25 protein-coding genes and 1 pseudogene are annotated in these 22,677 nt (G+C 67.1%); 11 read left to right on the top strand and 15 right to left on the bottom strand.

Annotation, left to right across the window (positions count from 1 at the left end; all coding sequences use genetic code 11):
* Positions 1-34: 34 nt before the first annotated feature.
* Both xylB and xylA read right to left on the bottom strand, forming a co-directional pair.
* Positions 35-1,396, bottom strand: a complete 1,362-nt coding sequence (gene xylB, locus FDA94_RS06100) for a xylulokinase (RefSeq protein WP_137246028.1) — start codon at positions 1,394-1,396, stop codon at positions 35-37.
* Positions 1,396-2,538 (bottom strand): xylose isomerase, encoded by a 1,143-nt coding sequence (gene xylA, locus FDA94_RS06095; protein ID WP_137246027.1) that lies wholly within the window; start codon positions 2,536-2,538, stop codon positions 1,396-1,398. Before xylA ends, xylB begins: the two co-directional genes overlap by 1 nt.
* 119 nt (positions 2,539-2,657) lie before the next feature.
* On the opposite strand from xylA, the gene FDA94_RS06090 reads away from it, so the two are divergent.
* Positions 2,658-3,860: an ROK family transcriptional regulator gene (locus FDA94_RS06090; RefSeq protein ID WP_137246026.1), complete on the top strand. Its 1,203-nt coding sequence runs from the start codon at positions 2,658-2,660 to the stop codon at positions 3,858-3,860.
* Here the strand turns inward: FDA94_RS06090 and FDA94_RS06085 are convergent.
* Positions 3,829-4,041: a hypothetical protein gene (locus tag FDA94_RS06085; protein ID WP_062341079.1), complete on the bottom strand. Its 213-nt coding sequence runs from the start codon at positions 4,039-4,041 to the stop codon at positions 3,829-3,831. The two genes, FDA94_RS06090 and FDA94_RS06085, sit on opposite strands and share 32 nt — an antisense overlap.
* A 98-nt stretch (positions 4,042-4,139) precedes the next feature.
* Here FDA94_RS06085 and FDA94_RS06080 point away from each other — a divergent pair, with 98 nt between their 5' ends.
* Positions 4,140-4,643 carry a VOC family protein gene (locus FDA94_RS06080; protein WP_137246025.1) on the top strand — a complete coding sequence of 168 codons (504 nt, stop codon included), beginning with the start codon at positions 4,140-4,142 and terminating at the stop codon, positions 4,641-4,643.
* Here the strand turns inward: FDA94_RS06080 and FDA94_RS06075 are convergent.
* A pseudogene (locus tag FDA94_RS06075) lies at positions 4,635-4,892 on the bottom strand (aldo/keto reductase); the annotation flags it as partial. The gene FDA94_RS06080 and the pseudogene FDA94_RS06075 sit on opposite strands and share 9 nt — an antisense overlap.
* On the opposite strand from FDA94_RS06075, the gene FDA94_RS06070 reads away from it, so the two are divergent.
* The 3 genes from FDA94_RS06070 to FDA94_RS06060 all read left to right on the top strand — a co-directional run bounded on the left by FDA94_RS06070 (position 4,884) and on the right by FDA94_RS06060 (position 7,840).
* Entirely contained in the window at positions 4,884-5,351 is a 468-nt protein-coding gene (locus FDA94_RS06070; protein ID WP_137246023.1) for a hypothetical protein, read from the top strand. The pseudogene FDA94_RS06075 and the gene FDA94_RS06070 overlap by 9 nt on opposite strands.
* A gap of 545 nt (positions 5,352-5,896) precedes the next feature.
* Positions 5,897-7,312 carry a replication initiator gene (locus tag FDA94_RS06065; RefSeq protein ID WP_212735203.1) on the top strand — a complete coding sequence of 472 codons (1,416 nt, stop codon included), beginning with the start codon at positions 5,897-5,899 and terminating at the stop codon, positions 7,310-7,312.
* Between the two features lie 297 nt (positions 7,313-7,609).
* On the top strand, positions 7,610-7,840 hold the full coding sequence (locus FDA94_RS06060) for a UTRA domain-containing protein (protein WP_170990796.1): 231 nt from the start codon (positions 7,610-7,612) through the stop codon (positions 7,838-7,840).
* Positions 7,841-7,949: 109 nt separating this feature from the next.
* On the opposite strand, the gene FDA94_RS06055 is transcribed toward FDA94_RS06060, so the two are convergent.
* From FDA94_RS06055 to FDA94_RS06045, 4 genes are all read right to left on the bottom strand, one after another.
* Positions 7,950-8,381, bottom strand: coding sequence for a hypothetical protein (locus FDA94_RS06055; RefSeq protein WP_137246021.1), 432 nt, complete (start codon positions 8,379-8,381; stop codon positions 7,950-7,952).
* Between the two features lie 406 nt (positions 8,382-8,787).
* The gene (locus FDA94_RS06050) at positions 8,788-9,231 is read right to left on the bottom strand and encodes a hypothetical protein (protein WP_137246020.1); all 444 of its coding nucleotides are present in this window, start codon (positions 9,229-9,231) and stop codon (positions 8,788-8,790) included.
* Positions 9,232-9,382: 151 nt separating this feature from the next.
* On the bottom strand, positions 9,383-9,508 hold the full coding sequence (locus FDA94_RS41010) for a hypothetical protein (RefSeq protein ID WP_281286537.1): 126 nt from the start codon (positions 9,506-9,508) through the stop codon (positions 9,383-9,385).
* Positions 9,509-9,877: 369 nt separating this feature from the next.
* Entirely contained in the window at positions 9,878-11,011 is a 1,134-nt protein-coding gene (locus FDA94_RS06045) for a helix-turn-helix domain-containing protein (RefSeq protein ID WP_137246019.1), read from the bottom strand.
* 284 nt (positions 11,012-11,295) lie between these two features.
* Between FDA94_RS06045 and FDA94_RS39010 the strand changes: the two genes are divergently transcribed.
* The 3 genes from FDA94_RS39010 (at position 11,296) to FDA94_RS06035 (ending at position 12,433) form a co-directional block, all read left to right on the top strand.
* Positions 11,296-11,526: a hypothetical protein gene (locus tag FDA94_RS39010; RefSeq protein ID WP_170990795.1), complete on the top strand. Its 231-nt coding sequence runs from the start codon at positions 11,296-11,298 to the stop codon at positions 11,524-11,526.
* Complete coding sequence (locus FDA94_RS06040) at positions 11,526-11,933, top strand: ATP-binding protein (RefSeq protein WP_137246018.1); 408 nt, start codon at positions 11,526-11,528, stop codon at positions 11,931-11,933. Before FDA94_RS39010 ends, FDA94_RS06040 begins: the two co-directional genes overlap by 1 nt.
* 227 nt (positions 11,934-12,160) lie before the next feature.
* Positions 12,161-12,433, top strand: coding sequence for a hypothetical protein (locus FDA94_RS06035; protein WP_137246017.1), 273 nt, complete (start codon positions 12,161-12,163; stop codon positions 12,431-12,433).
* A gap of 164 nt (positions 12,434-12,597) precedes the next feature.
* Here FDA94_RS06035 and FDA94_RS06030 read toward each other — a convergent pair whose 3' ends face one another.
* The 4 genes from FDA94_RS06030 to FDA94_RS06015 all read right to left on the bottom strand — a co-directional run bounded on the left by FDA94_RS06030 (position 12,598) and on the right by FDA94_RS06015 (position 15,202).
* Positions 12,598-13,095: a GNAT family N-acetyltransferase gene (locus tag FDA94_RS06030; RefSeq protein WP_137246016.1), complete on the bottom strand. Its 498-nt coding sequence runs from the start codon at positions 13,093-13,095 to the stop codon at positions 12,598-12,600.
* Positions 13,096-13,097: 2 nt separating this feature from the next.
* Complete coding sequence (locus tag FDA94_RS06025) at positions 13,098-13,625, bottom strand: DUF305 domain-containing protein (RefSeq protein WP_137246015.1); 528 nt, start codon at positions 13,623-13,625, stop codon at positions 13,098-13,100.
* Between the two features lie 60 nt (positions 13,626-13,685).
* The gene (locus FDA94_RS06020; RefSeq protein ID WP_246059566.1) at positions 13,686-14,552 is read right to left on the bottom strand and encodes a lytic polysaccharide monooxygenase; all 867 of its coding nucleotides are present in this window, start codon (positions 14,550-14,552) and stop codon (positions 13,686-13,688) included.
* 170 nt (positions 14,553-14,722) lie between these two features.
* On the bottom strand, positions 14,723-15,202 hold the full coding sequence (locus FDA94_RS06015) for a hypothetical protein (RefSeq protein WP_137246014.1): 480 nt from the start codon (positions 15,200-15,202) through the stop codon (positions 14,723-14,725).
* A gap of 458 nt (positions 15,203-15,660) precedes the next feature.
* Here FDA94_RS06015 and FDA94_RS06010 point away from each other — a divergent pair, with 458 nt between their 5' ends.
* Positions 15,661-16,521, top strand: a complete 861-nt coding sequence (locus tag FDA94_RS06010) for a helix-turn-helix domain-containing protein (protein WP_137246013.1) — start codon at positions 15,661-15,663, stop codon at positions 16,519-16,521.
* A gap of 126 nt (positions 16,522-16,647) precedes the next feature.
* Complete coding sequence (locus FDA94_RS06005; RefSeq protein ID WP_137246012.1) at positions 16,648-16,842, top strand: DUF397 domain-containing protein; 195 nt, start codon at positions 16,648-16,650, stop codon at positions 16,840-16,842.
* Between the two features lies 1 nt (position 16,843).
* Here the strand turns inward: FDA94_RS06005 and FDA94_RS06000 are convergent, their stop codons facing one another.
* Together FDA94_RS06000 and FDA94_RS05995 are read right to left on the bottom strand one after the other, a co-directional pair.
* The gene (locus FDA94_RS06000) at positions 16,844-18,364 is read right to left on the bottom strand and encodes a ferredoxin reductase family protein (protein ID WP_137246011.1); all 1,521 of its coding nucleotides are present in this window, start codon (positions 18,362-18,364) and stop codon (positions 16,844-16,846) included.
* On the bottom strand, positions 18,361-18,927 hold the full coding sequence (locus FDA94_RS05995; protein ID WP_137246010.1) for a DUF305 domain-containing protein: 567 nt from the start codon (positions 18,925-18,927) through the stop codon (positions 18,361-18,363). Before FDA94_RS05995 ends, FDA94_RS06000 begins: the two co-directional genes overlap by 4 nt.
* Positions 18,928-19,097: 170 nt before the next feature.
* Between FDA94_RS05995 and FDA94_RS05990 the strand changes: the two genes are divergently transcribed.
* Complete coding sequence (locus tag FDA94_RS05990) at positions 19,098-20,915, top strand: sigma-70 family RNA polymerase sigma factor (RefSeq protein ID WP_137246009.1); 1,818 nt, start codon at positions 19,098-19,100, stop codon at positions 20,913-20,915.
* On the opposite strand, the gene FDA94_RS05985 is transcribed toward FDA94_RS05990, so the two are convergent.
* On the bottom strand, positions 20,912-22,519 hold the full coding sequence (locus tag FDA94_RS05985; protein ID WP_137246008.1) for a TROVE domain-containing protein: 1,608 nt from the start codon (positions 22,517-22,519) through the stop codon (positions 20,912-20,914). The two genes, FDA94_RS05990 and FDA94_RS05985, sit on opposite strands and share 4 nt — an antisense overlap.
* Positions 22,520-22,677: the final 158 nt, after the last annotated feature.

Below are 22,677 nucleotides of genomic sequence, written 5' to 3'. Positions count from 1 at the left end.
GCCGGGGGTGGGCCCAGGCCCACCCCCGGCTGGGTCACGCGGCGGCTTCTCTGTACCGGTCGCGCAGGCCGGGGATGGGATCGCCCTCGAAGACGGTGACCTCACCCGAGGCCCACTCCGGCGGCTCCTCGCCACCGGCGAGCAGCCAGGCGGCCTGGCGGGCGGCGCCGTCGGCGACGTACTCCCCGGGCGGGGGCACGTGCACCGGCACGCCGAACACGCTCGGCGCGATGGTGCGCACGGCCTCCGAGCGCGCCCCGCCGCCGATCAGCAGCACCCGGTTGGGCGCCAGGCCGAGGGCGTCGAGCGCGTCCGCGAGACCGCAGAGCATGCCCTCGACGGCCGCGCGGGCGAAGTGCCCCGGCGTCGCGTTGGCCAGCCGCAGCCCGTGGAACGACCCGGTCGCGTCGGGCCGGTTCGGGGTCCGCTCGCCCTCCAGGTACGGCACCAGCGTCAGCCCTCCGGCCCCGGGAGGCGCCCCCAGGGCCAGATCGCTGAGCTCGGCCGGACCGACGCCCAGAACCCTGCCGACCGCGTCGAGCGTGCGGGCGGCGTTCATGGTGGCGACGAGCGGCAGGAACCGCCCGGTGGCGTCGGCGAAGCCGGCGACACCACCGGAGGAGTCCGCCGACGCGTGCTCGGCGACGGCGAAGGCCGTGCCGGACGTGCCGATGGAGACGATCACGTCGCCCGGGTGGGCGCCGACGCCGAGGGCGGCGGCCATGTTGTCACCGGTGCCGGGCGCGAGCAGGGCCTGGTTGTACGTCCCGGCCTGCTCCCTCGGCCCGAGGACCTTGGCGACCTGCGGGGTGTGGCCGATGGCCAGCTTCAGCAGGTCGAGCCGGTAGGCCCCGGTGGCCGGGGACCAGTAGCCGGTGCCCGAGGCCTCCCCGCGGTCGGTGGTGACGGTCGCGGGGGTGCCGCCGAGCTTCCAGGTCAGCCAGTCGTGCGGGAGGCAGACCGACGCGGTGCGCGCGGCGTTCTCCGGCTCGTGCTCGGCGAGCCAGCGCAGCTTGGTGACCGTGAACGACGCGACGGGCACGCTGCCCACCGCCTCGGCCCACATCTCCGGGCCGCCCAGCTCCGCGATCAGGTCACGGGCCGCCTGGGCCGACCGGGTGTCGTTCCACAGCAGCGCCGGGCGGACCACCTCGCCGTTCTCGTCGAGGCAGACCATGCCGTGCTGCTGGCCGCCGACCGACACCGCGGCGACGTCGTCGAGGCCGCCCGCCTGGGCGATGGCCTCCTGGAGCGCCGTCCACCAGTGGCTCGGGTGGACCTCGGTGCCGTCAGGGTGCTTGGCGCGGCCCTCGCGGACCAGCGCGCCGGTGGCGGCGTCGCGTACCACGACCTTGCAACTCTGGGTCGACGAGTCGACCCCCGCGACGAGCGTCATTACCGCACGCCGAACAGGTGCTCGAGGGCGAGCTGCGACAGACGGGTGAAGTGGTAGCCGCGCTCGGCCACGCCGTCGAGGTCGAAGTCGTCGTTGAGCAGGTCCTGGAGGGTCTCGCCCTCGCCCAGGGTGCGGGCGCCCAGCTCGTCGACCTTGCTGGCGGCCAGGGCCTCCTGGACCTCCGGGTCGGCCCGGTAGGCCTTGGCCTTCTCCTTGAGGATCAGGTAGGTGCGCATGTTCGCCGCGAGCGAGTCCCACGCGTCGTTCTTGTCGTCGGTGCGGACCGGCTTGTAGTCGAAGTGGCGGGGGCCCTCGTAGCCGCCGTGCTCCAGCAGGTCGACCAGGAAGAACGCGTTCTGCACGTCGCCGTGACCGAAGATGAGGTCCTGGTCGTACTTGATGCCGCGCTGGCCGTTGAGGTCGAGGTGGAACAGCTTGCCGTGCCACATCGCCTGGGAGATGGCGTGGAAGTAGTTCAGGCCCGCCATCTGCTCGTGCCCGGTCTCGGGGTTGAGGCCGACCATCTCGGGGTGCTCGAGCTCGTTGATGAACGCCAGCGCGTGGCCCACGGTCGGGAGCAGGATGTCGCCGCGGGGCTCGTTCGGCTTGGGCTCGATCGCGAAGCGGATGTCGTAGCCCTTGTCGATGACGTACTGGCTCAGGATGTCCATGGCCTCCTTGTAACGGGAGAGCGCGGCGCGGATGTCCTTGGCGGCGTCCGACTCGGCGCCCTCGCGGCCGCCCCAGCAGACGTAGGTCTTGGCGCCCAGCTCGGCCGCGAGGTCGAGGTTGCGGATCACCTTGCGGATGGCGTAGCGGCGAACCTCGCGGTTGTTGCTCGTGAAGCCGCCGTCCTTGAACACCGGGTGGGTGAACAGGTTGGTGGTCGCCATCGGCACCTTGAGGCCGGTGTCGGCCAGGGCCTTCTTGAAGTTCTCGATCGCCCTGTCGCGGTCGGGCTCCACGGCGAGCAGGTCGTCGTCGTGGAAGGTCACGCCATAGGCGCCAAGCTCGGCCAGCTTGTGCACGGTCTCGACCGGGTCGAGCGGGGCCCGGGTCGCGTCACCGAACTGGTCGCGCGCCTGCCAGCCGACGGTCCACAGACCGAATGTGAACTTGTCCTCAGGAGAGGGGGTGTACACGGGGCGCCTCCGAATTAGTCTACGTTGTGGACTAAATATGGAACGGGGACTCGTGCCGGTCAAGTAGGCGTGTCTAGGATTTCGTCCAGATTTCTGGACCGGCAGTCAGGAAGGTGCGAATGGCGCAGGCCGTACGGCACGACGCGATGCGGGCGCGCAACCTGTCCCTCGTCCTGCGGGAGGTCCGGACGCACGGGTCGCTCACGCGGGCGTCCCTGGCCGAGGTCACCGGGCTGACCAAAACGACCGTGTCCAAGCTGGTGGGAGACCTGCTCGACGCCGGACTGGTGGTGGAGACCGGCGCCGTCAGGGCCGGCGAGCGCGGCCGTCCGGGGGTCGAGGTCCGGGTCAGCGGAGACCGCGTCGCGGCCCTCGGCCTGGAACTCAACGTCGACTATCTGGCGGTCAGGGTGGTCGATCTCGCCCGCCGGGTGAGGCTGCGGCTGACCCAGACGGTCGACAACCGCTTGTCAGAACCGCTCGACGTCATCGGCGACCTCCGGCGCCTGGCGCTGTCGGCGCTCGCCCAGGCTGAGGGGACCGGCTTGCGGGTCGTCGGCGCGGGGCTGGCCGTGCCCGGCCCGGTCGACGTCGAGTCGGGCGAGATCCACAGCGCTCCCAACCTCGGCTGGCGGAACGTGCCCGTGGGCGCCGCCCTCGACCTCGGGGTGCCGATCAGGGTGGAGAACGAGGCCAACCTGGCCGCCCTCGGCGAGCTCTGGTTCGGCGTCGGCCGGGCCGACTTCCTCTATGTCTCGGGCGAGATCGGCATCGGCGCCGGCCTCGTCGTCAACGGCGCCCTGTTCCGCGGCGCGCGCGGCTTCGCCGGCGAGCTCGGCCACGTGGTCGTGACGCCCGAGGGCCCGCAGTGCCGCTGCGGGGCCCGGGGCTGCCTGGAGCAGTACGCCGGCCAGGACGCCTTCTTCGACGCGGTCGGCGATCGCAGCCCGTACGCCCACGGCATCGACGCCATCGTCGCCCAGCTGGAACACGGCGACGCCGCCACCCTGGCGGCCTGCGACAAGGCGGGCTGGGCGCTCGGGGTGGCGCTGTCGTCGGCGATCAACCTGGTCGACCCCCACACGATCGTGCTGGGCGGCATCTACGCCCCCCTGTTCCCGTGGATCGGCGGCGTGGTGGCCGAGACGATGGGCGGACGCCTGGCCCAGCTGCGCGCCCAGGCCCCGCCCGTCGAGGTCTCGCAGCTCGGATCAGAGGCGGCGGCGCTCGGCGCGGCCGGCCAGGTGCTGGAGACCGTCGTCGCCGACCCCGCCGCGCTGTCGGAACGGCTCACAGACCGGAGGGATCCCGCCCCACGCTGATCTGCTCGGCGATCCGGCGCACCTCGTCGCCCGACAGCCTCGGCGCCGGAGGGAGGTTGCGCAGCAGCGCCGCGACCACGTCGTCGACCGCGCCTCCGGCATGGTCGCGCGCGACCTCGTGGACCGCCTGGAACAGCATCTGGTTCTCCGCGCGCTCCCGCGCCACGCGGTCGACGATCATCGTTCACGTCCCCCTTAGAAATGGCCGCCGACCACCCTAGGACCTGGGACCGACAGTTTCCCGGGAACAAGCTGAGATCCCCGGTTGCTGCTGCAGACATGCCGGTTCAGCGACTCAACCACGCCGTGCTGTACGTCCGCGACGTCGCACGCAGCGTCGACTTCTACGAGAAGGCCCTCGGGTTCCGAGTGGTCATGGGGTTCCCCGGAGCCGCGTTCCTGCAGGCGGAAGGGTCGTCCAACGACCACGACCTCGGCCTGTTCGAAGTGGGCGCCGACGCGGGCCCCACCACCGCCGGGCGCGGCGCGGTCGGGCTCTACCACCTGGCGTGGGAGGTCGACACGCTGGCCGAGCTCGAACGGATCCAGGTCCGCCTTCTTGAGCTGGGCGCGCTCGTCGGCGCCTCCGACCACTCGACCACCAAGGCCCTCTACGCCAAGGACCCCGACGGGCTGGAGTTCGAGGTGTCGTGGCTGGTCCCGGCCGACCTGATCACCGAGGCGATCGCGGGCGGGAAGACGTCGGTCCGGCCGCTCGACCTCGCGAAGGAGATCGAGCGGTTCGGCGCGACCACCCCGGGCGGCATCGGGGTGTCACGCTAGCCTCTCCCACTGGGCCTCGGTGAGCTTGATCGCCCCGGCGGCGACGTTCTCCTCCAGGTGCGCGATCTTGGACGTACCGGGGATCGGGAGCATGACCGGAGAGCGGGCCAGCAGCCAGGCGAGGCCCAGCTGGGCCGGGGTGGCGCCGAACCCGGCCGCCAGCTCGCCGACCGCCGGCAGCACCGGCCGCCACGGCAGGAAGGCGATGCCGGCCGCCTCGCAGGCGTCCAGGACCGGTTCGTGCTCGCGATCGAGCAGGTTCTAGCAGTGCACTTCATGCCGGCGAGCCTGGAAGACAAGGAGATGCAGCGGCGGCAGAACTCCGAACCGCAGGTGTGGACCGGAGAACAAGAACTGGTTGAGGCTCAAGGGCGTTTGAAGGCACTTGCCGCCCGGTGGAGTTCAGGCGGGATGACCAACGATCTCTTCTTCGAGCTGGCGGCGGGTGAAGAAGCCACTATCGCCCAGTTGCGCGCCGAGTCTAAAAGGCACACGGCGAAGGTCGAGCGGGAAGCCGTAAGACAGGTCATCGACATCGACGACTTCCGACGTCGCTGGTACCTGCCGGAAGAGCAGGGCGGCCTGCCGGTCTCCACCAAGCGGGCCTACCTACGGGAGGCGTTCCGAGCGATCATCGTTCATTCGGCGCTCAAGGGAGGCACGGTCTTCAACCCGGATCTTCTAGAACTGGTTTGGTCTGAAGGTTGAATCGCTGTTGGAACTGTCGGTGCGGCTGGGTAGTCATAGAGCACGGAGACACGCGAGTGGCTCTCAGGCAACACGAGTCGCAGGCCGGGGTGGCGTCCGGCAGGGGTAGCGCCCCAGCGGGGCATTTGACCGCGAACAGCTTAAACCAATAAGCCACCACAAAATAAATAATGAGGCCGGGATAGGCACCGGCCGCCGGGCGGCATCAGTGGAGATCACATCCACATGCTTAGCCAATTACATATTGCCTCCAAAAAACTCTCGATGAAGCGACTCGTCGGGGCCGTCGTCGGAACCGGCTATGCCCGACGACGGCTCCACCTGCGAGCTTGCTTCCTGGCGTGCCTCCACTCCCCGAGAGTTAGGAGGCCCTTATTGAAGTCGCGCCCCAAAACGTCTGCACGTGAGTGGGGTAAAAAGAAAGCCGCCGAACGCCCCCGGTGGTCACAACAGAAATGGCAGCGAATCGGCGTCATCCTCGGCGTCGATATCAACGGCGATGTCGACGAGCCTCACTCACCACCGCAAGATGAGGCGATCGCGTCATGACCGGCCCGTTCACTGCCGACATCTACGCCGCTGCCAAGCGAGCCAGCCTGCCCGACTTCCCGCGATGGCGGCAGATGGTGAAGGCCACGGGCGGGTGCGCGCAACCGATCCGGCTACACGGTGAGCGCTACACAGTCGACGTGCCTACCGGTGAGGTGGTCGAGTCTTACCGGACCGCTGACGAACCGACCGGGTACTTGCTGACCGCGTGCGGCAACCGACGTGCCTCCCGGTGCCCGGCCTGCTCGGAGGTGTACCGGGATGACACCTTCCACCTGATCATCTCCGGGTTGCAGGGCGGCAAGGGTGTCCCTGAAGAGGTGAGCGCGCACCCTCGCATGTTCGCCACCTTCACCGCGCCGTCCTTCGGGCCGGTGCATGCCCGGCGTGAGCGCGACGGCAAGACCTTGCCGTGTCGCCCTCGGCGGGATGATCCCCTCTGTGCGCATGGACGGCCGGAAGGGTGCCGGGTGCGTCATGGTGAAGACGACTCACGGCTTGGACAGCCCATCTGCGTCGACTGCTATGACTACTCGGGCGCGGTGTTGTGGAACGCCCATGCGGGTGAGTTGTGGCGGCGCTTCACCCGTGACCTGCTCGCCGTGCTTGCTCGGCAACGTGGGGTGTCTCGGGCGGACCTGCGGCGGCAGCTCCGGGTGTCCTACGCCAAAGTTGCCGAATACCAGACGAGGGGCCTGGTCCACTTCCATGCCGTGATCCGTCTCGACGGCCCGGACGGCCCCGGCGATCCTTCGCCTTCCTGGGCGACCGTCCCCCTGCTGGAAGAGGCCATCCGGCGCACTGCCGAACAAGTGACGGTCACCGCCTCGACCGGAGTGCGCGGCGACGACGGCCCCGGCTTCATCCTGCGGTGGGGTCGGCAACTGGACGTGCAACCGGTCTACCTCGGTGAGGAACTGGGCGGGATGTCTGACGGCCGAGTGGCGGCCTACATCGCCAAGTACGCCACCAAGGGCGCGGAGTCAGCCGGGACGGTAGACCGGCCGGTCAAGCAGCCCATCCAGATCGAAGACCTGAGGGTGAGCGAGCATGCCCGAAGGATGATCTACACCTGCTGGGCGTTGTCGATGATGCCGGGCTTCGATCACCTGCGGCTCAAGCAGTGGTCACACATGCTCGGCTACCGGGGGCACTTCTCGACCAAGTCACGCCACTACTCCGTCACCTTGGGTGCGCTGCGTCAGGTCCGGGCGGACTATCGAGCCGAGTTCGCCCGTGCAGCCTCGGGGCTGCTGCTGGACGGCAGGGAGACGGTGACGGTGTCGCAGTGGCGGTATGCCGGGAGCGGGCTCAGCGAGGGTGAGCACTTCTGGGCGGAGATCGCCCGGCAACAGGTCTCGACGGCCCGGCGCATCAAGCGGGAGAAGGACCGACAGGGCTCGTCAGGTTGAACGGCGGGAGTGGTGGGCCGGCGGAATGCCGTAGGCACCCGAAGGGCGAGCAAAGCGAGTTCGGCCAGCCCACCACGGCTGACTGATGGCGGACATGTGCGGGTCAAACCCGCACATCTTGGTTCGCCGGTCTCCCGCCTGCCGTCGCCCACCCCTCGACCCGCGCCCTAGAGCGGAACTTCGTCTTCTACGCGAAGGGCGCACCCAGTCAAATGTCTCGGTCCTGCATGCTGGCCTCAGGTGTCGAGGGGACACCTGTCGAAGACTCCAAGAATGAGCCCTGGCCGGGTGGGAACATTGGACAGCTACGCAGCCTGTCGAATTGAAGTCGACGCCGAGATCCACGAGTCGGTGTCCACGCGCATGCCGACCCTCGACGAGGCGAAGATTCTCCAGATGGGGACCGGCATTCCGGTGATGACGATCACGCGCCGAATGACCTCAGGAGGTCGCGTGGTGGAGGTCGCCGATCCGATCATCATCCCTGGCGATCGGGCAGTCCTCGACTACCTGATCCGACTCAGATAGAGGCGGCGTCAGGCCGCTAGATCAGACACGCGCCACCATTCGGTGAGCGTCGCCAGGGTCATCGTGGAAGCAGCGGTACGTCATTACCTGATCGGTGAATCAGCCCTTCTCAATCACGCTCTTGGAGCTGCCAAAACTGGAAGAGATACTCCTCTGATCGATCTCGGTCGGACGTGAGACGGCGATGCGCTCGCACATGCCAGGTCTTATCTTCAACGCCTAACATTAGATAGGCGGTTTGAGTGAGCAGGGAGAGGGTTCCCACGCATACCTCGCCACTCTCAGAGAACATCTGACTGGATACGTTATCTTGCCACTCTCCCGGGATCGGAGGCGGAGGTTGCGCATCCCAAGTCTCTAAGCGCACGCCGGCGCTCAATCCTCCCGTGCCAGCCAGGATTAGCGCACCATTATCCATTGTCTCAAACCAGTTGGCTTCCGCTGCGCCAGGGAACTCCGACCAGTCGAAATTCACGCTGACATCGAGTAGCAAGAATTGGCCTTCTTCGAGCTCAATATCATCTTCGGCACTGTCTATCATCGACACAGAATGCTACTTTCTTCTATTTGAGATACGAAGCCTAATCCACGATGGCGAGCCCCAATCGTGATGGTTGAGTTTGCCTTGACCTCGTGCGGCTGAGGATCGAACTTGATCTGCTGGACCTTCTTGGCGTCGGTCAGGCGGTTGCACAGCCTGACCGACGCCAAGCGACCTCATTGTCAGCAGTACGACATCTTGTCGGCGAGAATGTCGGGTCCCCCGAATCGAGCTTCCATTCGGGCTCGGGTGACCTTATCTCCAGCGGCACGACCTCGCCTGAAACCGTGGACAGGAGAAAGCTGGCCTGTGGCCGCCAGCAGCGCGATCAGCCCGGTAGCGATCGTCACGCCAGCCCACGAAAGGCAACATCCAGCGCCAAGCCGATGCTAAATGACCCTTGGTGTCAGCAGTAGGACGGCTCTCGGGCCAAGAATTCTGACTGCGGATATGTCACTTTTCCGCTTCCAGATATCACTTGCCCAGGTTGTAGCGAGGCAACATCATCGACGGTGAATATGGTCTGGGCGAAGGAATCATCGTCTCCATCACCGGGCGCGGCAATGACGAAATACTCCACGCCCGGCGACAGCGTTGGATTGCCAGTCTCCAGCTCCCAACCTGATCCTGGCGATCTTATTTCGAACGATGCGCTCTCGCCTGAAACCGTTGTGGTGGAGAATTTGGCTATGATCCGCCAGTTGCCGTCACTGTCGTAGATGCCTAGCTTCGTGTGGATTTTAGTAGGCCGCTCGCACCACCGAAAAAGCACCGCCGGACCCGTGGAACCTTTGTATACGGCCGTTTCTCCACTGATCCTGTTTATGCAGCCTGCAGTCAGGAGAAGCATGAGTGCGATTATGGCCCCATATTCGACCCGGCGTATCCGCCGAGAGTTACAGACAAGACCAGTATTCTCCCCAGCCAAAATTCACCTCCTCTTCGAATCTGTTCTTGCACTCATTGAATCCATTGCCGATTTCTTCGGCCCAGTAGGCGGCCTAGTATGACCACCACTCTCCGGTCATTTTCTGGTAGGCGTACCACTGCCACACATGAATTTGTTCATGCTGCATGAGTAACGGCTTAGCAAAGGCTTCTTCCAGAGACATGCCGGTCAGGAACACATTCCCGATGGTAGTTCCGCCTCCCGCGAAGAACCAATTACTCATGTTGCCGCACACGATGAGCGAATTAACGCGGTCGCTGCGGGGAGCACTTTTGCAGTCACCTCCGGCCTTGCCGGCGAAGTCGACCAGTGCATTGCTGAGTTCGATTAAAATGCCGATACCCAGGAAGAAGTCGTAGGGAAGTCTCAGCCAGGTTCGAAGAAATGTTTCTGTGGCTTTCTTAAGGCCCTCCCGTTCTTGCTTGTCTGCTGGCTTGCCCTGGGCGACGGCAGGTAGGGAGACCGGCCCCTACCTCAGCCATCGCCGCGACACGGACTGACCTCCGGACCGCTCCCTGAGCCGGAGCCCCTCCCGGAGGGTCTTTTTTCAGTGGGACTTGGAATGCGAATCGAGCTGTTCGCGGGCCGGGCCAACCTCGGGATCTTTCGCCCAATGGCTGGTCTTTTCGAGGATGCGAGCCACGCGGACGGTCATCCGGCCTGATGAAACGAAGGGGAGAACCCTCGCAAGAGCGTGCATGCGATCGGCGGCGAACGACGCATCGGCGCTTGCGATTGCGGTAAGGACTTGGCGGCCGATGTATTGCGATTGGAAGAGAGGCGACCGAGAGGCGATCTGGGCTGCGGCCTCGTCTAGCAGTGAGTTGGCGTTGGTGTAGTCGCGCAGTTGGCCAAGCCCGATCCCCACATCGCCCAAGAGCGCGGCTGACGAGAAAGCCGTCAATCCGTCCGTGTTGAGCGCCTGTTCCAGCGCTTCTCTTGATTGCTGGGACTGGCCCGGCGTTGCGGCCAGTGCTCTGCCCAATCGCATGTGGATCTGTGCGGACTGATCTGGGGAGAGATCGGGAATGGCTAGGCCACGCTGCGCGTACTCGATTCCTCGGGGGTGGTCTCCCTTGTAGAGGTGGACTCGGCTCAAGATGTCGAACGCCCGAGCCTGCGCCGAATGGTCTGTCGCTTGTGTCGCGTACCTCAGGGCTAAGGCCCCGACGTGCTCGGCCTGACCGAGGTTGTTCGCGTCGTAGAGGATGAGGGTTGCTTGGGCCATCAGCTCGGACGCGGCAGTGAAGAGAGCCGGGCTCTTCGCGCTTCCCATCACGTCGCGGACCCTGGCGACCTGTGCCAGAGCTTGCGGCACAAGCGGGTTACCGCCCATCGCGTACCGGTTGTTGGCGAGAGACGCGGATAACGCGCGTAGGTAATCGGGGTCGTGGTACGGCGTTGTCGTTGGCGAAGGTATGAACATGACCGAAGCGGCGGCGGCCAAAAACTCCCTGCGCTTCACTTCATCCCCCTCGTCGCGTTGCGTGACGATCCGGATTTCTAGACCTATACGGGCGAGCAGCGGGGCTGCCTTGCCGATGCCGGGGTCTGTGGCTCCCCGGATCACTCGGGAGACCCATACCTGGGTTGTACCCAGTTGGTGGGCCAACTCGTTCTGAGTCCACGAGCGTTCGAGCATCGTTCGGCGTAACGCCTCTGAGAGCGTGCGCGCTTCCATGACCTCAGGCTATTCAGAATCTGAATATCGCGCTATGGCCGCAACGTGAGCCTGAGACAGAATCCCGAGGGAACACGACGTGGCCGAAAGGTCGCAAAAAGAAACGGACCCGCCCCGGTGCCTTGCACAACACCGTGACGGGTCCTTGATCGCACACTGGAGGTGCGACCCACGTGGAGTCTAGAGGTAAGCGAACAAGCCGTAGACGGCAGACCAACAGGGAAGATCGACGCCAAACGGGCGGGCTCTTATCGCCTCGGGAGGCCCTTCGATTCAAGGGCTATTTGCTGCTGGCCCAACTCGCCTACGACCTGGAATGGCGCGGGGTGCCCTGCCATGTGCGCCTACCGGGAAAGCGCGATGAACTGCCCGTACTCGACTTTCCGGGAGGCGTGACCGGCGTCATCCGGGTGGGCGTCCGCAAGGAGTCGAACGGCTGGCTTTACACCTGGAAGGACCGTTCGGTGTCGGCTGACGCCGCCGCGTCAGATCTCATCCTCTCGGCGGTGTCCTAGTGTCGGCCACCGGCGCGGGCGTAGAGGCGACGTTCGAAATCCCCGGTGATGCGGAGGCCGTGAGCTTCGCGCGAGCAGAGGTCCGCAAGCTACTTGCAGACGTCGGAGCGCCAGAAGGTGACACGCTCGTGCTGCTCTCCGAGGTCGTGACCAACGCTGTCCGACACACACTGTCCGGTCAGGGCGGTCACGTCGTCATCGCAGTTGCCGAGTGTGGTGACGGGCTCCTGCACCTGGAGGTGCTGGACGACGGGTCTGACAGTGATCCGACTCTTCCGCCGATGGATGACCTGACGGTCCTGGAGGAGAGCGGACGGGGCCTCTGGCTGGTGTCACAGCTCGCCCACCAATGGGGCTGGTACGGCGATACGTACGGCCGCTGTGTCTGGTTCCGAGTGAAGAGATAGACCTGCCTCCGACCTGGTGTGACTCCCCCGGTTCACAGGGCTGGCGGTTGAGCACCTCGTAAGTCCCCCGCTTACGGAAGGTGCCGGGTCGAAGGTAGCGGGGCGGGGTGGGCGAGCGATCTGTCCGGAATTGCTCCCCACTCCGCCCCAGCAAGCGACAGAACCCCTTAGTGATCAAATCCCGATCAACCATCGCGGTCTGGCGATGCAGGTAGGAGGCAGAACCGGTGCGGGTGGTTCCGAGTGGAGAAGCCGCTACGCCCGACGATGAGGGTAGGCCGGATCTCAGCTTCTATCTTCGCTGGTGGGAGATCATCGACGGTAGCGGCGGTTCGTTGATCGCGATGCGCAAGGCGTTGTTGCCAGACGAGCTCTTGGGCAAGGGACTATCAAACGTCCGATGCGGCAACTCCAAGACCGAACTCGTGCGCTGCCTGTACGAAGAGTCTCAGCTTGAGGCGCTGGTGCGAAGAACCGGCCCGCTTGCCGGGAAGAGCTAGGCAAGCTTCACGAGCTGGCTGACTTCATGACTGCGGGCGGCTTGCCGTTCCCGCCGGGACCGGCCCCCCAGGGCCGCACGCCCGGCGGGAGGGCGGCGCTCTGCCGCCCGCGCGGCGCGAAGCGCCGCCTTGACCTTGTAGAGAAAATCGTCGCCGAAGTCGCCCTAAGGCAAAGATCGCCAGGTCACTTCATCCTGGCGTGGATCGTCGTGGAGATCGCGCCAGAAGGAGGTCTCGCCGGTCCTGACGAACCCGGCCCGTTGCAGGACCCCGCGCGAGCCCCGGTTCGCGAGGTCGGCCTCGGCCCGGAGGCTGCGCAGGCCGTAGCTCTTCGCGAGGTCGCAGAGGTCGCGGACCGTCCGGGTGGCCAGGCCCTTGCCCGTCATCTTCTCGGCCAGGCGGAAGCCGAGTTCGGCGGTGCCGTTCTCCAGGTCGTACAGGTTGAAGCGGCCCAGGATCTCGCCGTCGTCGGCGACCAGGACGTGGAAGCGCAGTCTGCCCTGGGCCTGCTCGTCGAGCACGGCCTGGTGGTGGTCGGGGAAGGTGGTGAAGTAGTCGTCGCCGCGGTCTTCGACGGTGCGGGCGAAGAAGGCGCGGTTGTCGGTCTCGAAGGTCAGGAGCCGATCGGCGTGGTCGGCCCGCAGCGGTTGGAGTTCCGGCATGCCTACGAGTCAAGCAGGTCCAGCATGTAGGTGATCTGCGCCGACCGCGCGACGTCGATCTGCTCGGCCAGGCCGATCGCTCCCGGGTTGGCGCCGCTGCCCTTCTCGTACCGGGCGAACTGGATGGCGTCGTCCTGGTGGGCGATGAGGGCGTTGAGAAGCTCGCGGGAGAAGTCGGCGTCGTCGGTCTTCCGCAGGCGGGCCAGGTCCTTCCGCGCGTCGATCGCGGTGCCGCCGTGGGCGTGGTGGGCCTCCTGGTCCATGGTCAGCGGCTGCTCCCACCGCATCAGCCAGGTGGTCATCGTGCTCGTCTCGGTCTCCTGGGTCACCCGCATCGCCGCGGCCAGCTGCTCGACCTTCTGGGGCAGCTCGCGGCCCTCGGCGAGCCGGGCCAGCTCGTGGCCCTGTTTGTTGTGGGCGACCATCATCTGCAGGAACATGACGTCGGCCGCGTTGACCGGCGCTTCCTCCTCCTGTACGCCGGCGCAGGCCGTACAGGCGAATAAGAGAACGATGAGCAGCCGGCGCATGCCCGCCTCCTTCGACGGCGGGCCGCGCCCGTCGGGCGCGGCCCGCGTTCACTCACGAGATCAGACGCGCAGCCACAGGGCCGGCACGTTCGGGGGCTCCCAGCCGACGAGCGAGGTGTGCGGCTGGCGGCACTGGTAGGTCACGCCGCCGTAGGTCACCCGGTTGCCGGTCTGGTACGACACGCCCGCCGCCCAGGTGCCGCCCGGGTTCTGGGTCGGCGTCACCGTCGGAGTCGGCGTGGGCGTGGGGGTCGGCGTGACGGTCGGCGTCGGCGTCGGGGTGGGGTTGGGGTTGTTGCCGCCGCCGAAGACCACGTCGGAACAGGTGTAGAACGCCTCGTTGGAGCCGACCACGCGCTGCCAGATGGAGAAGAGGATGTGGCGGCCGGTCCGCTGCGGGATGTTGATGGTCCAGTTGGTGAACGTGGTGGGGTTGAAGTTGTTGAACGTCTGGATGTGCACCAGGTCCGACCACTTCAGCTGCATCGACGGGTTCCAGCCCTCGCGGGTGATGTAGAACTCGAAGTTGCTGTTCGAGTGGGGCGCCGTCGCGTGGTAGGTGATGGTGCGCGGCCCGGCGGAGAACGGCGTGGCCGGCCAGTCGGTCCGCTGGAGGTCCAGCCCCCGGTACTTGTCCCGGCCCGCGCTGCACAGCTTCCCGTCGGGGATGAGCTGGCGGTGGCGTCCGCCCGCTTCGAGCAGGCTGACCTCGTTCCAGTCGTAGAAGGCCTGGGTCCCACCGGCCGCGACGGCGGCGGCGCAGGCGGCCGAGTCGGGCGACTCGGGGCCCTCGTTCTTGCACTGGTAGACCCGGCTCGGGGGGTTCGACATGGTGCCGTGGGCACTGGCGGGCGCGGACGGCAGGATCACGAGCAGCGAGCCGGCCATCAGGCCGGCGGCGGCTGCTGCCACCTTGTTACGTAACACTGGCTCTCCTCCGTGGAGCGGATACGCGAACTCCGGCCACCTCGTGAGGAGAGCCGGAGCCCATGGCGGAAGGATGAGCGGAGGAACGCGGGGTGACGGCCGCGGACTTCAGCTTTCTTTAAAGAAACCTTCCTAAGAGGAGGATCACCCAGACTTCCTGACTCCGCAAGTCATCTGATGACATCAACCCGGATGACTGCAGGATGGCGCGGCGACTTCGTGACTCTCACCTCCCGCGCCCAGCAGGCGGAGGCGATGAGCGACGCGGTGTCGGCGAAGTCGGCCTCGGTGATTCCGGCCCGGCAGTAGACCCACACCCGCTCCCCCTCGCGGCTCGGCCGGGTCCAGAGCACGATCGGCAGCCTGCCGCGCCGGGTCACGACGAGGGCCTCGGCGCAGGCGGCGCGGATCCGGTGCGGGATGACCACGCACCAGAGGCGGGCCAGGGCATACCTGCGCGCGAACGGCGACACCGAGACGAGCGCGACGAGCAGCCCGGCGACCGTGACGACGATCTGCCACCCGGCCAGAGAGACGAAAAGCGGCCCCCCGATGAGGAGAGCCGCCTCGTAACGCCAGCGCCAGACGACCACGAAGGGACCCGGCGGCGCCACCCTGCTTTCCAGTGCCCGGACGAGCTGCCTGGTCATCTGCGACTCGCCTGCGACTCGGCCGGCCGAGCGGCCCGGAGCTGGTTGAAGCGAGGGTCCCGGTACGTCCGGCGATTCCACTTCCGTTCGACCTCCCAGCCGACGACGAACGCGAAAGCGTCGGGTTCGGCGAAGAGGTCATCGGTGAGACGTTTGACGATGACGGCGATTCGGTCCAATAAGCCACGAGGGGGCGACAATTCCCTATCTCTTGGGTTAATCTGCATTGTGGATCGTCCTTTACTGAGCGGTGAGCGGCGGTCTCCAGCTCCGGGGCCCGATGCGCCAACATCGGGCCCCACCCATTTAGGTCAGAGACTGGTCGATAGGGTCCTCAATCCGTTTATAACGCCATTCGACCGGAAACGTACCTAGGCGACCCTCATTGGCAATTACCACTTGGGCGGGTCGCGGTACGCGTCGCTCGCCTGCCGGGTTCTCGATCACCTGGACAGACCATGGCTGGGACCAACTTGACCTTGCGCCGACGCCAACTGGCAGCGCGGCTGAAGAGACTGCGTCAAGAGTCCGGCCTGACCCTCGAAGAGGTAAGCGTCAGGCTTCATGCGTCGCCGGCGAAGATCTCCCGTCTGGAGAACGGCCAGCGCGGAGCAAGCAAGGAAGACATACGAGCGCTTGTCGCCATCTACGATGTCGCAGATCCCGCTGCGATCTCTGAGCTCATTGAGATGGCGAGCGAGTCTCGGACGCAGGCGCTACGCCAGGAGTACGGCGACCTCGGACACGCCAGCACATACACTTATATTGATCTTGAAGCCGCCGCCGTTGCGATCACCGAACACCAGACTGCTGTTATATTGGGCCTGCTCCAGACAGAGGGATATATCCATGCTCTGATCCACAGCCTCAACGCCGGGCGCGTGGAATCCGAGGTGATCGAAAGACGAATAAAAGCCCGGCTCGCGCGACAGAAACTGTTGAGCAAGGCGAACAGGCCCCGGTACACGACGTTCATCGACGAGGGGGCGTTGGCTCGGCGCGTGGGAACTCCCGAAACCATGCACGGCCAAGTAGACAGGCTCATCCGGTCAGCCCGCGACAAATTGGCAACCATCAGGATCCTGCCATTCAAGCTAGGTCCATATATCGCGGACGACGCACCTTTTGTGTGCTTCGAGCTCCAAGATCCAGAGGCCACCATCGTTCATCGAGAATCATTCGCCGCCTTGGAGTTCATCGAGCGCCCGGGCGATGTACTGGCCTACAAGAGGGCCATTGAGATCATGAACGATATTGCTCTTACGCCTGATGATTCAATTGCTCTTCTCAGCCAGATACGGGATCGCGACTGGCTCTGAGCCCCCGCAAAGACATCCGATGACGGAATTCCGGGAACTCTCGCGAAGCGCCATGAATCCAACCACTCCCTCTGGTAGGTTCCCCCCGGTCAAGTGATCTCCGAGGGAGATGAGCGGATGTTTGACATGGATCCGGTACACCACGACCAGTGGATCAGAGCCTGCATCAACAATGACTGCGTCGAGGTCGGATTCGCCGACGACATCGTGCGGGTACGCGACAGCAAGCGGGGCACCGACAGCGCGGTTCTCGATTTCACGTGGGAGGAGTGGCGCGTCTTCCTTGAGGGTGTGCGCCGGGGCGAGTTCGACGCGAAGTAGTTCAGAAGCCGAAGTTCTCCAGGTGGATCTGCTGTTTCGGCACGCCTGCGCGGCGGAGTGCGTTCAGCGCCTTCTGGGTCATCCCTCGCGGCCCGCACACGAACACGTCATGGTCCGCCAGATCGGGAATGGCGCGTGACAACGACCGGCCCGTGAGAGGAACCGTCAGGTCCTCGTTCACCGTGTAGTGCACCCGCGCCCCCCGCGCCGCCGCGATCGCGTCGAGTTCCCCCCGCAGCACCAGGTCCTCGACCGTCCGCGCCAAATAGAGCAACGTCACCTGACCCGGCATCGACTCGAACAGCGCCCGTAGCGGGCTGATGCCCACGCCGCCCGCGATCAGCAGCACGCGGTCCGACCGGCCACGGGCGGCGGTCAGCGCGCCGTAGGGCCCCTCGGCCCAGACGCGGGTGCCGGGGCGCAGGGAAAAGAGGGCCCGGCTGTGGGCTCCGGCCGCTTTCACGGTGATGCGCAGGTGACGGCCGCTCGGCACCGCCGACAGCGAGTAGGGGTTGGCCGCCCACCACATGCCCTTGGTCAAAAAACGCCAGCGGAAGAACTGGCCGGGCTCGGCGCGCAACCGGTCGAGGTCGTCGCCGGCGATGTACACCGACACCACGTCGGCCGACTCTCGCCTGATTCCGGCCACACGCAGACGGTGCCGGCGCGACCGGATCACCGGCACGGCGAAGCGGTACCAGAGCAGGAGCGCGGCCACGCCCAGGTAGAGGCCGCGCCACGCCCACGCGCCGACGCCTCCGAAGGACGGCCCCGTGAGCTGGTGGGCGAAGCCCAGGTAGATGGCCGCGTAGGTGAGGAAGTGGGCGTAGTGCCAGGCCTCGTACGACATCCGCGACCGGATCGCCGGGGCCGAGATCACGCCCACCGCCAGCAGGAACGCCAGGGAGACGGTCGCTTCGAGGATCCCCGGGCCGTACAGGACGAGACCGAACGTGCCCTCCCACACGCCCGACCTGACCGCCCGCGCGGACATGGCGAAGACCATGTGCGCCACTGACAGCGCCAAGGTCCCGCGGCCTCCCAGCGCGTGCCAGCGGGAGAGGCGGTCGGAGCCGATCGTGCGGTCGAGGTAGGGGATGCGGGCCATGAGGGCCACCAGGATCGCCGCGCCGTAGCCCGCCAGCAGGCCGGTCAGGCGGCCCAGCCAGGCCAGGCCGTCGGCGGTGGAGGCGACTTCTGGCAGGTCGGCCCAGCAGCCGGCCGTCGCCAGCGCCGCGCCGGTCCAGAGCAGGGCGCCTACGAAGCTGCCTGGCCGGCGTCGTGGCGCGGGCTTGCGCTGGGTGCGGCGGCGGGCGCGTGGGATCGGGTGCAGGGTGCCCGTCTCCGGGCCCCCGCCGGTGAACCCGCCGGTGAACCCGCCGGTGAACCGGTGGGGCCTCGTGGGGGCGGGTTCCGGCGGGACGGGGTGCAGGCTGCCCGTCGCGGGGCCCTCGTCGTCGAGCAGGGACACCCAGCGGGCGTCTGACGGGGGCCGGAGCAGGGATTCCCAGTCAGTCGTCATTTCAGGTCGGCCAGCGTCGTCGAGCGGGCGGCCGAGAGGGTTTTGGCGAACTGCTTCGTCGCCTCGTTCGCGCCGGATGTCTGTTCGCCTTTCGCGACCAGCAGGGACTGGGTCAGGAAGTCCTTCAGGTGTTTCCGGAACAGCTTGTCGAACGGCTCCGCGTTGAGACGTTGCGCTATCAACAGGTCGCTCTTCGTCACCATACCGGGCATGTCATGACCCTCGTGGACGTTTGTCGGCGGAAGCCCCGCTTCACGCAACAAACCACGTAGTCCCGCAAGTTGCTGCTGCTGTTCGGCCGCGACCTGGGACGCCAGGGCCAGCACTGACGGATTCGCTGTGCGTTCAGGCGCCAGGTCCGTCAGTGCCAGCACCGACTCGGTCATGGGGATCTCGAGCTGGATCCAGGCCACGTCCGTCGGGTTGAACGCAGCCGACGGCTGCGTCACCGCAGAGGGCTGCACCGCCGCCGCAGCAGGACCATGAACCTGCGGGGCGGCGCAGCCCGACACCAGGAGGGCCGCGAACGCGACCGCCCAGGGTGCGCCAGTTGTCAGCCGCACTTCACGTACCTCCCAGTGGGATTCAGTCGCTCTGATATGCCTCTTCTGTTACCGGAGACCCGCAGGTCACAGCAGAACAACAAAAATCCACCGAAAAGGTCAGTAGATTTCCGTAACCCCGGGCACTGCCGGGGGGTCTCCGAAGCACGGCCCTCAGAAGGGGATGCAGCATGCCAGCGAGGAGCGGACCCGACACGGCGATGGTCGCGGCGGCGCGCGACGGGGATCAGGCTGCCCTCGACCGCCTGGTCGCCGACTCGTTGCCGCTGGTCTACAACATCGTCGGCCGGGCCCTGAACGGCCACAACGACACCGACGACGTCGTCCAGGAGACCCTGATCCGGATGGTCCGCGGGCTGCCGGGGCTGCGGGATCTCGACGCCTACCGGTCGTGGCTGGTGGCCATCGCGGTCCGTCAGGTACGCGACCACGAAGCCGAGAAGCGCACCGCACAGCACCGCAGGACCGACCTCGACACGGCGACCGAGGTGGCCGACCCCGCCTCCGACTTCGCCGGCCTGACCATCCTCCAGCTGGGGCTGACCGACCAGCGCCGCGAGGTCGCCGAGGCCACCCGCTGGCTCGACCCCGACGACCGGGCGCTGCTGTCGCTGTGGTGGCTGGAGGAGACCGGAGAGCTCGGGCGGGCCGACCTCGCGTCGTCGCTCGGGCTGTCGGCCAAGCACGCGGCCGTGCGGGTGCAGCGCATGAAGGAGCAGATCCAGATCGCGCAGTCGGTCGTGCGCTGCCTCAACGCGCAGGCCCAGTGCGCCGAGCTCCGGGGCATGTTCCTGGGCTGGGACGGCGTGCCCTCGCCCCTGTGGCGCAAGCGGTTCGCCCGGCACATCCGGGGGTGTACGTTCTGCGGCCGCCGCACCCAGGGCATGGTCCCCCTGGAGCGGCTGCTGCTCGGGCTGCCCCTGGTGGCGGTGCCCGCCGGGTTCATGCTCACCAAGCTGGTGCCGGTCACGATCAAGGCGACGGCCGTGGCGGCCAAGAACGTCTGGATCCCCCTCACGGCCGCGGGGGCGGCGGCGGTGACGGCGGGGGTGTTCGTCCTGCAGCCCTGGACGAGCGCCGCGCCGCCGAAACCCATCGCCGTTCCACCGCCCGTGGTGGTCGCCGAGAGCCCCACGCCGTCGAAGGCGCCCGTCCGCAAACCCAGCCCGAGCCCGACGCCGAAGGCCTCGAAGAAGCCCTCGCCGAAGCCGTCGAAGAGCCCCGAGCCGCCGCCTCCGCCGCCCGCCGCTCCGGCGGTGAAGAAGGGCGTCGGGGTGTGGCCGATGAACGGGGTCAGCAACTCCCTGGCCAAGTCGGGGGCCCGTTGGTACTACACCTGGGCGACCCACCAGAACGGCGTACAGACCCCCAGGAACGTGGAGTTCGTCCCGATGATCTGGGGCGCCGACAGCGTCACGCCCAAGGCGCTCGCGGAGGCGAAGAAGGCGGGTCCGTACCTGCTGAGCTTCAACGAGCCCGACCTCGCCCAGCAGTCGAACATGACCGTCGAACGCGCCCTGGAGCTGTGGCCGCAGCTGGAGAAGGCCGGGAAGATCCTCGGCTCCCCCGGCGTGGCCTTCGGCGGCGACACCCCGGGCGGCTGGCTCGACCGCTTCATGAAGGGCGCCAAGCAGAACGGCTACCGCGTCGACTTCGTCACCCTGCACTGGTACGGCGGCGACTTCCGCGCCGCCGCCGCGACACAGCAGCTCAAGAGCTACCTCCAGCGCGTCTACCAACGCTACAAGAAGCCGATCTGGCTCACCGAGTACGCCCTGATCGACTTCTCCGACGGCGCCAGGTACGCCTCCGACGCCGAACAGGCCGCCTTCCTCGCCGCCTCGTCGAAGATGCTCGCCTCCCTGCCCTACGTGCAGCGGTACGCGTGGTTCGGCCTCCCCGCCAAGGAGGCCGAACCCAACAGCGGTCTGTTCACCGAAGACGGCGTCGCGACCCGGGCCGGCAAGGCGTTCCAGCAGGCCCGTTAGCGGACGAAGCCGTTCACGATCAGCGGCAGCGACGCGTCGAGGCCGACGACGTTGAGCGAGTTCGGGTCGCTGTGGTCGGCGATCGAGTAGCCGGCCGCCGTCATGGCCGCCACGACCACCCGGGCGTCGCGGTTGACCGTCTTGCGGTAGCGCGACAGGGCGTCGGCCGGGGCGCCCCGGCCCGCCCACGTCTCGTTGTCGGTGAAGACGACGACGCCGTCGACGTGCATGCGCTCGTCGAGCAGGTGCCGGAACGGCAGCGACAGGTCGGTGCCGCCGCCCGACGCCCGCCACTTGGCGATGTCGCGGAGGTTGGTGCGCGCGCTCACCTTCGAGCGGTGCACCGCGGTGTCGACCTCGATGGCGTGCACGTTGCCCTTCTCGATGCGCGCCAGCATGACCGCCATGGCCGAGCCGACCTCGTAGGGCGTGCCGACGGGCGAGCCGCCGACCACGCACCGCGAGTAGGTCATCGAGCCGGACGAGTCGACCGCCAGGAGCAGCTTCTTGCCGGTCGGCTGCACGAAACCGAAGGTCTTCTCGTACGCCTCCTCCAGCGCGTCGAGGATCGCCGGGACCGGCGTCCACGTCGCGCCGTTGCGGCCCTGGCCGGAGGCGTAGACGCGCATCGCCAGCCACACGTCCAGCGGGTGGACGCGGGCCTTGCGGAGCTGGTGGAACGCCGTCAGCCGGGCGACCGCGCGCCGGGTGGCGTCGCCGAGCGGCACGAGCGTGCCGATGCGGGTCATCCGGGCGAGGTTGCGCAGCAGGGCCGTCATGCCGATGGTGTCGACGAGGTGGTCCCAGACCTTCGGCTCGGTCAGCATCGCGTCGGGCAGGAACTCCCACGGCACGTCGAGCCGGGTCGCCTCCTCGACCGTGGTGACGGCCTTGGCGGCGAGGAACCGGTCGACCGAGGGCAGCGCCGCGCGGGCCACGTCGTCGCCCACGTTGCCGGCGACCCACCCGAACAGCACCTTGCGCTCGTCGGTGTCGCCCGCCGGGTGGGCCATCCGCAGCACGTCGCGCAGCGCGAACGACTCACCCGTGGGGGTCTTGCGCTGACCCGCCTTGCAGACCTTGAACGCCACGTCGTCGGCCGAACCCTGCAGAAACCACGAGCCGAGCACGGTCCGCAGCGAGCGGCCCATCACCGGGCTGGTGCCCCGCTCGGTCCGCTTGCCGCCGAGGTTCTTGTAGTAGCCGAAGAAGGTCGCGAGGTGGTCGGTGGTGCGGGCGACCTTGGGCAGCGCCGACTTGGCGGCCCGGCGGGTCGCCTCGTCGCCGCGCGCGTACGCGGCCGCGAGCGCGAACAGGGCGGGCTGGTTCTTGGGGGCGCGGGGCGGCCGGGCGGTGGAGATCTCGGTGAGCAGCTCGACCACGCGCGGGCCGTCGGTGTGCAGCGCCTTGTAGAGGACGCCGACGTTGATCTCGGTCAGCTTGCCGCCGTCGACGTAATAGGTGCCGCCGGTCGTGCCGAGAATGAGGAAGTCCTCGACCCGCTGCCACAGGTCCTTCTCGAACACGACGCCGCCGGCGGCGTTGCGCACCTTCTTCGCGCCGATCTCGGAGACGTCGGCGAGGGGGTCACGAATGTCGTTCACGACGGTTCCTCCGGAATTCTCGAGTGGACGGATATGGGGATACGACCGGTGTTCGCGGCGCCTCTGCCATTTGGGCCAGACCTCGTTTTCACCGAGGCCGCGGGATTCGAACCCGCACTTTCCGCGTCTGGGATAACCGACCGAATTCGACCCGTCCG

This window comes from Herbidospora galbida (genome assembly GCF_005233835.1).
GTDB lineage: Bacteria > Actinomycetota > Actinomycetes > Streptosporangiales > Streptosporangiaceae > Herbidospora > Herbidospora galbida.
The sequence above is the reverse complement of the archived record's forward strand: the minus strand, read 5'-3'. Positions and strand labels throughout refer to the sequence as shown.

What these genes read in the sequence shown, in the direction of transcription:
- xylB (WP_137246028.1), bottom strand. Translation starts at nt 1,396, where the DNA reads ATGACGCTCGTCGCGGGGGTCGACTCGTCGACCCAGAGTTGCAAGGTC.
- FDA94_RS06090 (WP_137246026.1), top strand. Translation starts at nt 2,658, where the DNA reads ATGGCGCAGGCCGTACGGCACGACGCGATGCGGGCGCGCAACCTGTCC.
- FDA94_RS06085 (WP_062341079.1), bottom strand. Translation starts at nt 4,041, where the DNA reads ATGATCGTCGACCGCGTGGCGCGGGAGCGCGCGGAGAACCAGATGCTG.
- FDA94_RS06080 (WP_137246025.1), top strand. Translation starts at nt 4,140, where the DNA reads ATGCCGGTTCAGCGACTCAACCACGCCGTGCTGTACGTCCGCGACGTC.
- FDA94_RS06065 (WP_212735203.1), top strand. Translation starts at nt 5,897, where the DNA reads ATGACCGGCCCGTTCACTGCCGACATCTACGCCGCTGCCAAGCGAGCC.
- FDA94_RS06055 (WP_137246021.1), bottom strand. Translation starts at nt 8,381, where the DNA reads ATGATAGACAGTGCCGAAGATGATATTGAGCTCGAAGAAGGCCAATTC.
- FDA94_RS06050 (WP_137246020.1), bottom strand. Translation starts at nt 9,231, where the DNA reads ATGCTTCTCCTGACTGCAGGCTGCATAAACAGGATCAGTGGAGAAACG.
- FDA94_RS06045 (WP_137246019.1), bottom strand. Translation starts at nt 11,011, where the DNA reads ATGGAAGCGCGCACGCTCTCAGAGGCGTTACGCCGAACGATGCTCGAA.
- FDA94_RS06030 (WP_137246016.1), bottom strand. Translation starts at nt 13,095, where the DNA reads ATGCCGGAACTCCAACCGCTGCGGGCCGACCACGCCGATCGGCTCCTG.
- FDA94_RS06025 (WP_137246015.1), bottom strand. Translation starts at nt 13,625, where the DNA reads ATGCGCCGGCTGCTCATCGTTCTCTTATTCGCCTGTACGGCCTGCGCC.
- FDA94_RS06015 (WP_137246014.1), bottom strand. Translation starts at nt 15,202, where the DNA reads ATGACCAGGCAGCTCGTCCGGGCACTGGAAAGCAGGGTGGCGCCGCCG.
- FDA94_RS06010 (WP_137246013.1), top strand. Translation starts at nt 15,661, where the DNA reads ATGGCTGGGACCAACTTGACCTTGCGCCGACGCCAACTGGCAGCGCGG.
- FDA94_RS06005 (WP_137246012.1), top strand. Translation starts at nt 16,648, where the DNA reads ATGGATCCGGTACACCACGACCAGTGGATCAGAGCCTGCATCAACAAT.
- FDA94_RS06000 (WP_137246011.1), bottom strand. Translation starts at nt 18,364, where the DNA reads ATGACGACTGACTGGGAATCCCTGCTCCGGCCCCCGTCAGACGCCCGC.
- FDA94_RS05990 (WP_137246009.1), top strand. Translation starts at nt 19,098, where the DNA reads ATGCCAGCGAGGAGCGGACCCGACACGGCGATGGTCGCGGCGGCGCGC.